This window comes from Thermoplasmata archaeon (genome assembly GCA_038851035.1).
Taxonomy (GTDB): domain Archaea; phylum Thermoplasmatota; class DTKX01; order VGTL01; family VGTL01; genus JAWCLH01.
Map to the genome: position 1 here is coordinate 1 of JAWCLH010000013.1, position 13,272 is coordinate 13,272.

The 13,272-nt window shown below is 62.8% G+C and carries 8 protein-coding genes; 1 reads left to right on the forward strand and 7 read right to left on the reverse strand.

Features of this window, described 5'->3' with window-relative positions; genetic code table 11:
- The 5 genes from QW379_05485 to QW379_05505 form a co-directional block, all read right to left on the reverse strand.
- Positions 1–1,408: DUF2341 domain-containing protein (locus QW379_05485; protein MEM2869856.1), on the reverse strand; the 1,408-nt coding region annotated here is incomplete at its 3' end.
- A gap of 431 nt (positions 1,409–1,839) precedes the next feature.
- Positions 1,840–3,027, reverse strand: a complete 1,188-nt coding sequence (locus QW379_05490) for an ABC-2 transporter permease (GenBank protein ID MEM2869857.1) — start codon at positions 3,025–3,027, stop codon at positions 1,840–1,842.
- Complete coding sequence (locus QW379_05495) at positions 3,024–3,746, reverse strand: ABC transporter ATP-binding protein (GenBank protein ID MEM2869858.1); 723 nt, start codon at positions 3,744–3,746, stop codon at positions 3,024–3,026. The genes QW379_05490 and QW379_05495 overlap by 4 nt, the downstream gene beginning before the upstream one ends.
- 153 nt (positions 3,747–3,899) lie before the next feature.
- Positions 3,900–7,631, reverse strand: a complete 3,732-nt coding sequence (locus QW379_05500) for a PKD domain-containing protein (GenBank protein ID MEM2869859.1) — start codon at positions 7,629–7,631, stop codon at positions 3,900–3,902.
- Positions 7,632–7,698: 67 nt separating this feature from the next.
- Positions 7,699–7,875, reverse strand: a complete 177-nt coding sequence (locus tag QW379_05505) for a hypothetical protein (protein ID MEM2869860.1) — start codon at positions 7,873–7,875, stop codon at positions 7,699–7,701.
- Between the two features lie 319 nt (positions 7,876–8,194).
- On the opposite strand from QW379_05505, the gene QW379_05510 reads away from it, so the two are divergent.
- Positions 8,195–11,341 (forward strand): CARDB domain-containing protein, encoded by a 3,147-nt coding sequence (locus tag QW379_05510; protein MEM2869861.1) that lies wholly within the window; start codon positions 8,195–8,197, stop codon positions 11,339–11,341.
- Positions 11,342–11,487: 146 nt separating this feature from the next.
- Here QW379_05510 and QW379_05515 read toward each other — a convergent pair whose 3' ends face one another.
- Positions 11,488–12,216, reverse strand: a complete 729-nt coding sequence (locus tag QW379_05515; GenBank protein ID MEM2869862.1) for a hypothetical protein — start codon at positions 12,214–12,216, stop codon at positions 11,488–11,490.
- 149 nt (positions 12,217–12,365) lie between these two features.
- The gene (gene ftcD / locus QW379_05520; GenBank protein ID MEM2869863.1) at positions 12,366–13,262 is read right to left on the reverse strand and encodes a glutamate formimidoyltransferase; all 897 of its coding nucleotides are present in this window, start codon (positions 13,260–13,262) and stop codon (positions 12,366–12,368) included.
- Positions 13,263–13,272: the final 10 nt, after the last annotated feature.

The window sequence follows — 13,272 nt, forward strand, 5'->3', positions numbered from 1 at the left end:
CGCTCCAGTTGAGCCTGTCGCCGTCGGCATCCTCTGCGAAGATGAGTAGCTTGAAGTTCTTCCCCTGGCTCGCGACCTGGTCCATTATCGGGCTCAGGACTGGGTAGCGGTTGACGTAAATACTGCATGAAGCGAGAGGATTGCCCTCGAGGGCAACCCAGAGCGTGTGGGGGCCGCCAGAAGGACTCCAATTGTGTAAGACCTCCGTCCTTCCAGATTGAACCAGCTCCACGCTTGTGGAGTATATCAGCTCCGAGGTCTCGAAATCGCTCCCGTCATGGAAGGAGATGCGGACCGGAAGGCGTTCGGGCATCGGATTCTCGAAAACCGCGCTCATCGATATGTTTTCCCCCTCGTTAATGACGGTGGGGCTGGCCGTGAAGGAAATGAACCTGTAGGGCCTCTCCACATCCCCGACAGTGGCCTTCGGCTCCGGCTCTGAGTACTTCCGGACGCGGAAGTTGTCGATGTAGTCCGTCCCGCTCGAGCCCTTCCTGAACCCGATTGGGCCGTTGCAGAAATTGAGCGAAGAGGCAGTGACCGCCTGATTGCCTCCAACATATCCCGTGAGCTTTCCTTTGAAGGCGGTCAGCCGGACGTCCATCCAAGCGTTTGTGGTAGTATAGTCGGAACCCTTCACTATATCGACCCACTTCCCCTCCCATCTCAGGATGTGGGCGTGGCAATAGAAGAGGTAGAAGTAAGATGACGCGTCATACCACGCAAATGCTCCGAGGTCTGTCCCGTCGTCCCTCGCCCTGAAATCCAGCGCGAAGTTTTGGAATGTGAGCCCTTTCACCCTGATGAGGTCCTTCGGCTCGCTGGAGGTATAGGCAGTGATTTTCAGGACTTTGTTGGGATAGAAAGTGCTCGTGTCGATGCTAAAGCTGCTCCCGGATATTACGCTCCACTTATTGAGCGTGCCGTCCTCGAAGTCGTCGTAGAATTCGAAGGTCTCAGCGGCGCTGCTCGCGGATGCTGCTGAGGGGTTTCCATAGTACATGTGGATGGTCGCGCCACTGGCGGGAATTCTATTCACCCTCACCCAGACGCTAGCTCTCGAGCCGTCCACTTTCTCCTCGATGAAGTAGGGGAGTTCGACGCTCTGGCCCGAGGAGGAGTTGTACTGGACGAAGCGCAGGTCAGAGAAGTCGGGCTTCATCTCGCTGTCCCGCGTGACCTTGACCAGAACCTGATAGCCGGTCAGCTCCTGCGCTCCCGCACCCGTGCTTATCGCAACGGACCTGCGGTAGGGCCAGCCGATATTCCACCAGGGTATGTAGTCCCGCGCCTCGACTCCACCACTGATTGGAGGAGCCGGTACGAATGCGCAGCCCGCCGGGATGGTGAGGAGCAACAGGGTGGCGGTAATCGTCGCGAGAGAGGCTCTTATAGGCGTTGAAATCATATCGGGTCCCTCCACACACTTATTATTTTGTCCCGCTGGTGAACGATGATATTTTTAATTGTATAAAAAACGATTGGTGTAGGGAACCTGCCGAACCACTCAGGGGGTGGGGAAGCCTGAGAACCACCCGCATCATTTCAGAAGGTCACGGAAGACTCTAGAGGGCAGGCCGGCATGCGGTCACTGTCGAGAGAAGGGGTGGGTGATGGTGGCGAGGGCGAGGCACCCAGCCTCCTCGAAGCCCATCAAAGCCCATCACGGAGAATTCAGTCATTATGGAGGAGAAGGGGAATGTCCCCCAGACGGCCGGGCTCGCATCCTTCTCAGGTGGTTAAACATCCTGAACCGATACCGAAAGATTTCCACCAATTGCTCTGGAAGAGGTTCTGGGCGCGCCATCACCCACACATTTGACCGTGGAGCCGGGGCCCTCAGCCCCTCTTCCTTTTCAGCAGCGCCACGCTCCCCCCGAGTGTGAGGCACGCGAATATGAGGAGCGCGAGAATCTGCGGCCAGACCTCCGCCAGTCCCCAGCCCCTGAGCATTATCGAGCGCACCGCGTCTATGCCGTACTTCAGGGGCACGAAGTAGGACACGGGCCGCAGGAAGTCGGGAATCGCCTCCACGGGCCAGAAGAGGCCCGCGAGCAGGACCGAAGGGAATATTATCAGCGGTATGAACTGAATCGCCTGAAGCTCGTTCCTGGCCCCGGAGGAGAGCAGGATGCCGAGCCCCTGATGGCCGAAGCCGAGGAGAATCAGCACGCCGTAGGCGAGGAGCAGGTTGCCGTGAATCGTTATTCCGAAGAGGAGAATCGCCGCGGTCAGGATGACGGTGCACTGGAGGACCCCGATGACGGCGAACGCGAGCGCGTAGCCCGTCACAATCTCGCCCTCCGTCGCGGGGGACACGAGGAGCCGCTGGAGCGTTCCGGCCCTCCTCTCGAACACGAAGAGGATGATGGTTATCATCGTCGTGACCATCATGATGGCGAAGGATATCACGCCGGGCGCGAAGTAGTCTATGAAGCTCAGCTCGGGGCCGCCGTAGGCGTAGCCCGTCGAAATTCTGACGGGCTGCTCCACGGTGCTCTGGTTCATCTCCCTCGCAAGCGCGTTGATGGCGGAGGCGACGGCTCCGCTGACCGCCTTCAGCACCGCCGAGGCGATGTTCGGGTTGGAGCCGTCGAGATAGACCTCGAGCTCGGCGCGCGGCGCGCCCGGCGAGCCGTTCATCCTCGCGGCGGCGCTCAGGAGGAAGTTCGATGAGAAGTTCTCCGGGATTATCAGGACAGCCCAGCGCTCCCCGTCCCTGACCCTCTGCCTCGCCGAAGCGACGTCCTTGGTCCCGTGGGGAATCAGGACCTCCCTGTCCAGTCCGGCCTCGACCCTCTCGCCGAGCCTGAGGCCCCCGGGCAGTAGGGAGCTGGCGCCGGCCGGCACGCCCGCGTCCAGATTGACGACGTCGACCTCTAGATCCCTCACATCGCCCTCGAAGGTGTATCCGAAAACGAGCACGAGGAGCAGGGGCATCGCGAGTATAAATCCGAGGGTCCTCCTGTCGTGGCGGAAGTGCAGCAGAGCCCTCCTGCTGAACGCGAGCGTCCTGCGCCAGTTCATGGGGCACCCCTCCCGGCGAGCTCGAGAAAGACCTCCTCGAGCGACTCCTTCCCGTGCGCCTCCATCAGCTCCCGCGGGGGACCCTGCGCGATCAGCCTGCCCTGCCTGAGCAGTCCGACCCGGCTGCAACGGCTTGCCTCGTCCATGTAGTGGGTGGTGATGACCACCGTTGTCCCCCTCTCCGCCGCTCCCCTGAAGTACCTCCAGAAGCTGGACCTGAGCTGCGGGTCCACGCCGACCGTGGGCTCGTCAAGGAAGAGGAGGCGCGGTTCGTGAATCATGGCGCATGCGAGGCTGAGCCTGTGCCTCATCCCGCCACTCAGTGTTGATGCGAGAGCGTTCTCCCATCCTCCGAGTTCCACGAACGAGAGCAGCTCCTTCTCCCTCTCCCTCAGCCTCCCCTCACTCAGGCCATAGAGACGCCCGAAGAGGCTCAGGTTCTCATGGACAGTGTTGTCCATGTAGACCGCGATGTCCTGCGGCATGTAGCCGATCAGGGGCCGGACCCTCTTGGGCGGAATTCCCTCGCCAAGAACCCTCGCCGAGCCCGCGGTGGGCCTGAGGAGCCCCAGAAGGATTTTTATTATCGTCGTCTTCCCCGAGCCGTTGGGGCCCAGCAGGCCGTAGACCTCGCCTTCGTCTATGCTCAGGTCGACGCCGTCCACGGCCCTCAGCGCCCCAAAGCTCTTCTTCAGGCCCCTGACCTCGACAGCCAGCACTGAATTCCCTCCACGAGCGGTGCAAGCAAGCACGTGCCCGCGTATATACCTTTTCTCAATATCTCGGTCAGGTCAGTCCGTGGAATTCGCTTTTTTCGACGTTCAGCCTCCCTCCCGGCGCATCACATTTCGCCCATTCCGTGGGTGGAGGAATCAAGTCCGGTTCTTTCTCCCGCGCGCGGCCGAGCGCCCCGGACCCCCCCGCTCCCCGTGCCTGTGGGTCAGGAGGCAGAACAGAATATAGATTATTATCGAGGCCGACACCAGCGCCGCGGCGACCGCGGCAGGGCCTCCGAGGTCGGGCGCTGGGACCGCCTTCTCGACGACGGTTACCGTCGCGCTGCGCGAGGCGCACGCCCCTCCCCCGCCTTCGACCGTCAGGACGACCTCGTACCTGCCCGGTCTGGAGTAGCGGTGGGTCGCGCACACGCCCTCGGCCCGTGCCCCGTCGCCGAAATCCCAGAGGAAGCGCAGATTCTCCAGCGGATCGTCAATGTCCCGCGTGCCGGAAGCGTCGAAACTTATCTCCTCCCCGACAGCGGCCGAGAGCCTGCTGGCGAGGATGACAGGCCGGGGAGCGCTGTCCCCGACCACGACTGTTAGGATGCAGGGTCCGCTCCACTCGCCCGCGTCGTCCTCGACCCTGAGGGCGACGTCGTAGACGCCGTACCGAAGGAAGCTGTGGATGGTCGAGGGCCCCGAGAATGTAGTCCCGTCGCCGAAGTCCCAAAGCCACGCGACGACCTGCCCGTCGGGGTCGGAGGACTTGGATGTGAAGGTGAAGGGCGTGGCGGTCGTTCCCACGTCGGGCTCGACCCGGGCCTCCGCCACAGGCAGCCTGTTTCCAACCATGATGGCGATGCTCCGGTTGAGCGAGCTCCCGTCGGTCAGAATCAGCCTCACCTCCGCCGTGTAGCTCCCGGGCCTCTCATAGACGTGCTCCACCACCTCCAGACCCTCGCCATATGCGCAGCCACCGTCGCCGAAGCTCCACAGGAAGCGCGAGACGTTCGAGCGGCCGGAGGCGAAGCTGCAGACGAAGACCACCGCGCTGCCCGAGAGGGGGGACGCCGGGGCGGCCTCGATTGTGAAGGAGGGAGGGGGGGAGGACACATTGATTCGGACCGGCTCCGCGCACTCGACCACAGCCCCTTCCACGGTCGCGGCCCAGCCGCGCGCGGCGTAGACGCCCGGGTTCGCGTAGGTGTGCGAGCTCCTGTTCTCCGGAATCCAGTCCGTCGAGCTCCCGTCGCCGAAGTCGAATCTGTAGCCCACGGGCTCGACTTCAATGCCCGTCAGCTCTATCCAGAGCTCGACAGTCTCCCATGCCACGACGGTGCTCCTGTCGGCCTTCAGCACCGCCTGAGGGACATCGGTCACATAGAAGCGCGCCGCGAGGGCGTTGTTTTCCTCGAAGACCTCTTCGACCTCATTCATGGAGTCGGCGACAACGGAGACCTCGTGCCAGCCGGGCCTCGCGGCCCAGAAGGCCCCGAGCCTCACGCAAGCACCGGGGTCCATCCGCTCAATCACCCGCTCCTGAATCGGCTCCCCGTCAACTAGCAGGAGAATCGTGGCCCGGCCAACGGGAGCGCTGGCCGGGTTGAAAGCGGGGTCGTTCAGAATCTCGCCTGCGAGGGGCAGGAGTTGGCCCTCGAGATAGGGCCCCCCGCGCTCCACGCCCGCGAAGGTGGCCCTCAGGTCCGGCCCCTTCCGAAGCCGGAGGACGATATCGCATGTGGAGGTCACGCACGCCCTCTCCAGCCCCGCGCCCCTGCTCCCGGCGAGTCCAGTGAATTTGTAGGGATTGCTGCTGAGCTCCGTCCCGTCGGCTCTGACGATTCTCTCCCTCAGGACAAAACGCCCGGGCCCGGCCAGCGTCTCGTTGATTACAATCCAGCCCCCAGCGTCCTGAATTCGAAGCTCCGCGGGGTAGCCCTCCCTCCACTCCTCGGGCTCGCCGGGTCCTTTCACATTGTACATGGCGCGGATACCTACAGTCCAGAATCGCGCCTCCCTGCAGGCGTTGACGGCGTTGTCGGCGAATTTGAACTCGTTCCGGCCTATCGTTGCGTTGAGGTCTACGGCATGAATTCCATACCCCGTGATGTTCAGGAAGCGATTGTTCATGATAGGGAGATTTGAGCCATTGATATCGATTCCCTTAAAAGAATTCTGAATGGTGTTGTTCTCTATGGAGCCGCTGCCCGTGGGGTCGAAGCAGTGAGTGATTCTCAGACCGGCGCCGGGGGCGGATACGGTGTTTCCGGAAATCCTGAGACCATAATGAACCTCGCCCCATGAGGGCTCGAGCACCACGCCCTCCTGTGCGTATATTTCATTCTCGAGTATGGAGCCGCGGTAAATATCCGATTGGACATTGATTCCCTGGAGACCGGCGCGAATTCTGTTGGCCTCGATGAAGATATCCATCGGCTGTGATGTGAGCGCGGAGACGGCAGCAGTGTCAACATCTATCGTGTTCCCTGTGATATGAAAACCGGCGATTCCATTGACTGAGAGGCCGTTTTTGCACCGCTCGATGGTGTTGTTCAGAATTTCGCAGCGCCCTCCATAGCACGAGACTGCGACGGCGGTGCTGAAGCCCATGAGCCGGTTCCCCGAAATCTCCCAGCAGGCGCCGTCCGAGGCCTCGAGGGAGATTCCATTGGGGGGCCCGGAATCGCCATTGAGCTCGTTTCCTGCTACAGTGAGGTTCGAGGTACATTGAATCGTGAGTGCGTTCTGACCGCCTCCGCCCCGGATCCTGTTCCCCTCCACGCGGCCGCCGCCACCGTAGAGCCAGACCCCGCCCTCCCCGGGGAGGGAGTTGCACACCAGTGAGTAGTTGAGCGAGCGGTCGTTATAGATGAGAAGGCCCGGATATCTTCCTCCGGCCTCGAGCTCGCAGGACTCGATGGCCACCACCAGCGAGCCCATGATAGGAATATATCGAGCGCTGATTCCGCAGAGGGCGCCCCTGACGGTGCAGTTCTGAATCAGGGTCCGATACTGAGAACTGAACCCCAGCACACAGGAAAAGCCATAGGAGAGGTATGTCGTGGATATCTCCGCGGCTATCTCCTCACCCTCGATGAAGCAGCCCCGAAGGCAGAATTCGGCCTCCCTGTTCAGCCCCGCCCCCTCTGGGGGGCTCCAGAGCCAGCCGCCTTCCTTGGGGGGGCCGAGGGTGGAGTTGATGAAAACGGCCTCAGAACGCTCTAGCTCAGCGACATTTCCGGTTAGGGAAGATACGAGGCTACAGCCCTCGATGCGGACGGAGCTATCGTATGCGTAGACGCAGCTCCGGTATGTGAGAATGGACGAGTCTTTGAGCGTGAGCTCGCTGTAGACGGAGCGTATCTCGTAGTCGCTATAGTAACCATACATCGTGTTATTCTCGATTGTGCAGCCGTGCAGGGAGACTCTCGACGATGAGGCGTGGATGGCGCCGTAGAGGCAGTCCTTGAGCCTACACCCGGTCAGTTCCGCCTCTCCCGACGCGATGCGAAGTCCGGCCGAGTTGCCCTGCCAGCAAAGCCCCCTGAGGCTGCAGTTCCTCAGCACCGCCCGGCCTTCGACGAGAATGTAGAAATAGTTCCCGCTCGGACTTCGGCCCGCTGAGCAGTTCTCCATCCTGAGCTCCGAACCCCTCTCGACCCTCACGCCCCTGTCAGCGCTGGTGCTGTTGAAGAGCAGGGTCAGGTTGCGCAGCTCGAGTGTAGCGCCCGATTTAACGGTCAGATTCCACTCGAGAACGATGCTCTCGTCCGAGACGATGGTGTCCTTCTCGACGACCCAGTCCTGCCCCGCCGGGGGCTGGGCACTGAGCGGTGGAGGAATAGGGATGAACAAGAGGGCTATAGCCAGGGCGGACCAGCGCATTGGCGCCTCACCGCTAAAGCTATCCGCCCCTGGCTTATTTAATGATTCTGATAAAAATTAAATCTACTCAGCGGGCCTTCTCACCAGGCCTGAAGGCCTTGGCACAGACCTCACTGCAGAACTGGTGGTCGACGCCTGCGATATTCCTTTTCACCACGCCGCCGGGCTTCATCAGCTTTCCGCACTTGTCGCAGGTTATGTCAACCTTATCGCCGACCTTCTTTATCGTGTCACGAATTCCCACGGGCTCACCCGGTGGGTGTAGCGGCCGGGGCCATAATAAAGATTTTGTCAGTAAGCCTCCCTTTTGCGTGCTGCCGGCGGCAGGATGTCCGGTTCGGGTAGGCCATTACGGGAGTCCGCGAGAAAGACGATTCCGGACAGAAGGACCCAGGCCAGCCCACCCCGAAGAGCCGGGCGGAGGTAAGGCTCACGGGGGCGCTATAAAAGGGAGAGCACCGGCGTGAAGGGGAGGACAGAGCGAATAATTAGAAACCGAACCACAATATCTTTAATTAAAATGTATTTAAATACTTAATAAGACGATACCTGAGGGAGTGGTGATGGACGAGGGAAGCGCCCGCAGGAGCCTCTGGATTGTCTCGGCCCTGCTGCTCCCGGCTCTTCTCAATGTAACCCCTCCGGCGGGGGGCACCAATATTACCATCCCCGTGACAGCCTTCGGTGGCGGCCAATCAGAAGCGACGCTCGCCTTCCCCGCGGCGGGCTCGAGCCAGGCTCTCAACCTCTCCCTCCAGACGGGGCTCAGGGTGCTCAGCGCCCGTCTCAACGTCTCCGGCCTGCCCTTTACGGATGGGGGCACGGACTGTCCCCTTTCGCCCTACATCGACCTCGGTGCCGATGGGAGTGCAGAGTGGAGGTTCGAGGGCACCGGCTACGGCTCTCTGGGCCACCAGAGCCTCTTCTCGAACGGGAGCGCCGTCTTCAGAATTCCCTTTCCCTCGGCCGGGAGCAACTCCTCAATGGCGGTCCGCCTCCCCGCGGGAGCCTCTCTGAGGAGCTTCAGGATGGACGTCGAGCCCTCGGGCTTCTCCGGCCCCTCCATCAGCGTCTCGCTCGACGTCGGCGCGGACGGGGTTGCCGAATGGTCCCAGTCCCTCTCGGGCAGGCAGACGATAGCGGATCTCGAAAGCGCGGCGGCGTCATATATGGCGTTAGCGACTCCATCGGTCGATGCCTTTGGTGTGAGGAGCGTGGCCGTGCCTCTCAGGGTAGTGTGTGGTGGTGCTTGCACTCTGACATTCACGAACCTGAGCATCCCATACGACTGCGTCATCGAGAGCTGCGACATGGGCGGCGCCCTCGACCTCCTTCTGCCGGACGAACAGGGGGCGTGGAATTCGAGCGTTTCCCTCCGGGTCGGCGTGTCCAGCGCCGGAAGGGTCAGGCTCTCAGGGGTCAGGATATTGGCCCAGCCACCCCACCACGCGCCGGAGCTCCTCGACGCCGAACCCGCGCAGGACCCGGAGCTCCCCGAGAACTCCAGCGTGCGATTCAGTGTGTCGCCGCGGGACATTTACGGCAACCCCATCGCGCTCCAGTGGTACCTCGACGCCTCTCCAGTGCCGGGCGCCACGGCCCCGGAGTTTATCTACTTCGCCGACTTCAACTCAAGCGGGAGGCACGTCGTCACTGTGGTCGCCGACAACGGCCTTTCGCAGGCCTCCCGGACATGGCAGGTCACGGTCAGGGACGTGAACCGGGCCCCTGTTATCCAGAGCTTCTCGCCCTTCGGAGAGGTCCTCGTGCCCGAGAACTCAACGCAGGAGTTCAGCGTGAGCGCGAGCGACCCCGACGGGGGCGAGCTCTCGTATGAGTGGCTGGTTGCGGGCGAGCTGAAAGCCGAGGAAACCGACTCATTCATCTTTGCGCCCGGCTTCAGGACCGCTGGGGAGTGGTCGATTGAGGCGAGGGTTATCGATGTCGGTGGCCTCTGTGCAACCGTCGCGTGGCGCGTAAGGGTGACGAGGACGAATGTGCCGCCGGTGATTCTGAGCAGGTCGCCGGCAGAGGATCCGGAGGTTGACGAGGGCGGGAGCCTGAACTTCACTATACAGGCCGAGGAGGTGAACGGGGACGCGCTGAGCTATTCATGGTTTTTGGACGGCGTGCTGGCCGGGAGCGAGAGCTGGTTCAACTACACGCCCGACTACTTCTCGGCAGGCGCGAGGGAGCTGAGGGCTCTCGTCTCGGACGGCGAGTTCACCACGGTCACTCGCTGGTCTGTGACCGTCAGGGACGTGAACCGGGCCCCGAGGGCAGTCATCGATGGGGCGCATGAGGGGGCCGAGTTCCTCGAGACCGACACCGTCTCACTAAGCGCCCTCCGTTCTTTCGACCCCGACCTCGACAGGCTCGGCTTTAGCTGGTTCATAGGAGACCGCTCTGCAGGCTCGGGTCCATGGCTCAACACGACCCTGCCCCGCGGGAACCAAACCATCCGCCTCGTTGTCGACGACGGTAGAGGCGGGAGCGACGAGGCCCGAGTCAACCTGACCGTGCGCAGCTCGCGTCTGGAGGTGGCCGTCTCCCTCTCCTCGAAGCACCCCGTCGAGGGCGACCGCATAAAGGTCGTCGTCACCGTCACTGGGGCCGGGGACGCCGCCGCGGAGAATATCTTCCTCGCCTTCTTCGTCGACGGTGAGCCGCTGGCGGGCCGGACCATCCCCGTGGTCCAACCCGGCCATAGGTACCGCGAGGTGTTCGGCTGGAGAGCCGAGCCGGGGAAGCATGAGCTCCTCGTGACCGCAGGCAATGAAACCATGATCACCTACGTTTCCGTGGCGAGGGGAATTCCCGGCTGGTTCCTGCCGGTCTCTCTCACCCTCTTCGCCATGGCGGTCGTCGTCGGTGCCACGGCCTTCTACGTCTATCGGAAAGCCATCAAGATATGGGCCTCCGGTGTCATTCCGTGGTGGAAGGCGATGGAGGAGGAGAAGGATGAGGAGGAGAGGAGGGAGGAGGAGAAGAGGAAGGCCCGGCTCTCGCTCGACGAGATTCGCCTCGACCACACGCCCTACAAGGGCAGGGAGCTCAAAATCGAGACAACCATCCCTGAAGAGCCCTCCCCCGGGGAGAGAATTGAGGAAGAGCTCACGCTCCGCAGGAGGAGGGTCCTCAGGCCCCTGAACCTGCGCCCGGCCCCAGCGGCCCGGCCCGCGACCCCAGTAACAGCGCCCACGGCCGAGGGGCCTGCGCCAGAGTCGGGCGGAGGAGCTCCCGAGGGGACAGAGATGGCGGTGGTCGCTCCGGCGCCGGCTGGGGCCAACGCTGCCAAAGGTGAGGCGCCCGCTGGCGGGCCCGCTCCATCCGGCGAGGCCCCGCCGGCGAGAAGGCTGAGAATTCGCGTCCCCGGCTCCGAGGCTCCATCAATCACGCCCATACCGAGGAAGCCGAAGCGGAGGATGAGCGCAATAGAGGACCGCATCCACGCGCTCGAGAGGAAAGGCGTCGACGTGACCCAGCCCCGGCGGCTCCTGAGTCTCGCCAAGTCTTTCTGGAAGGGCGGGAACCCGAAGAAGGCGGACCAGTACCTCCAGAGGGCCGAGGAGAAGCTCGCGGAGCTCGAGGAGAGCCACACGGCGGAGGTGGGGGCGGAGAAGCCTAAGGGGGAGGCCTGTCCGAAGTGCGGCGCGAGGATGGAGCCCGGCTGGATAGTCTGCCCCGAGTGCGAGGCGAGAATTCGGTGAAAAAACCCCGATGCTCTCCGGCCCGCGCGCGCCGGCCACGCGCCGCTTGAATGCGATAGCCCACCGCGAGCCCCGCCCTACTGCACGCCTCGAAAGGCCCTGCCAGCCGCCGCCTCCTCCCTTGAGTGGCCGGGGGCGCTCCCGTCTCACCAGATGTACCTGCTCACCCTTTCCCTGCGAGACCTGCCGAGGGCCTCGAGCTCTTCCCTGAGGGCTTTCGCGTCGTCCGTGCTGATAAGCTCTCCCATGGCGCGCGCGAGGCCGTCGATTCTGCCGACAGCCTCTGAAAAGTCGCTGAAGACCTCGATGAACCTGTTCTCGACCTCTTTCATCGCGCTCATCGTGCCCAGCACGCGGTTGTAGCTGTCGAGAGACATTGCAATGAGCATCCTCTCCTCCCTCATGCACTCGGCCATCCCGCCACTGCCCAAACCCTCGCCCTCCATCCTCTTCCAGAGCTCCTCTAACGCGCGCCTTCTGCTCTCGAGCTCCCTTGTACACTCGCCTGTGATTGCGGCGGCGCGCTCCCTTAGCTCGGTGTAGCGCGCCCTTATTCCTTCAAAAGAGTCCTGGAGTGAGGCGTGGATGCTGCTGAGGGTATTGTGCATCTCGACGAGGTGCGGAACCACGACCTCCGGGCCGGGTGAGGAGGTCATCGAGAGGCGCGCGAGAGCTCCGAGCTGCGCAGACAGCTCGTCCAGCGTCCTCCGGGATGAATCGAGCCTTTTCTCGAAGTCGCCCAGAACCGTCAGAAACCCAGAGACGTCCTGCTTGGTCAGCTCGTCCTTTTTAGCCTCCTTTCCGACCCCCCGGGCTCCGCCTGTAGCGACCCCAGCGCGGCGGCCCCCCCTCCCTAAGCCCCTCTCCTTTCCCATCTTTTCCACCCCTCCGTTCCTGTCTCTTCCCCTCCCCCTTCGCCCGTCTGCAGCTCCATTCCGTTCTATCCGTCTCCCGCCCCCCGTCTCCCTATCACCCCTCCTCCCTTCTCCAACGCCCCACCCCGCTCCCACCGGTCGCTTTTCATTCATTCCCAGATTCGCGTCTCGAGTATTTGGCCCTGCCCGAATTTCTCGAGCCTCAGGAAGTGCTCGGCGCACTGGGCCAGAGCCTCGAGGGGAACAAGACCCACGATCTCGCTCCCTAGGACCTCCACGCCCATCGCGCGCGCCTCCGAGCTCACGGCCTCGAACGCGGCCCATATCGGCGTCCTATGGTAGTCGACCAGATTCATCGAGACCTGCACAATGCCCCTCTCTTTGATTTCAAAGCCCAGCGCCCTTACCGCCGGGAGGCCACCGTCCCTCTCCCTGACCTTCTTCGCTATCTTCTTGGCCACGTTGATGTCGGAGGTGTTGAGGTTGACGTTGTATGCGATCAGGAAAGGCCTCGCGCCGACCACGACCGCGCCCGCCGTCGGATGCATTACCGGCTCGCCCACGTCGGGCCTCCATTTCGGGTCCGTTATGTCCCTCTTCCTCCCCTCATATTCCCCCCTCCTCACGTCCGCGAGGGAGCGCCTCTCGGGGCATGTCGCGGCCTCCTCGTAGAAATAGACCGGGAGGCGGAGCCTCTCCCAGAGCTCCCTCCCGAGAGAGCGGGCGAGCTCGACGCACTCCGCCATCTCGACGCCCGAGACGGGGACGAAGGGAATCACGTCCACCGCGCCGAGGCGCGGGTGCTCGCCCCTGTGCTTCTCCATGTCGATGAGCTCGACCGCCTTCGCGGCCGCGCTGAAGGCAGCCCTCCTCACGGGCTCCGGCTCCCCGATGAAGGTCATCACCGAGCGGTTGTGGTCCGGGTCGGACTCCACATCGAGAAGCCTGACGCCCTTCGTCGCGCGGATTGCCTGCGCGATGGCCTCGATGACCTCCCTCCTCCGCCCCTCGCTGAAGTTGGGGACGCACTCGACGAGCTTCCTCATGTTCTCATCG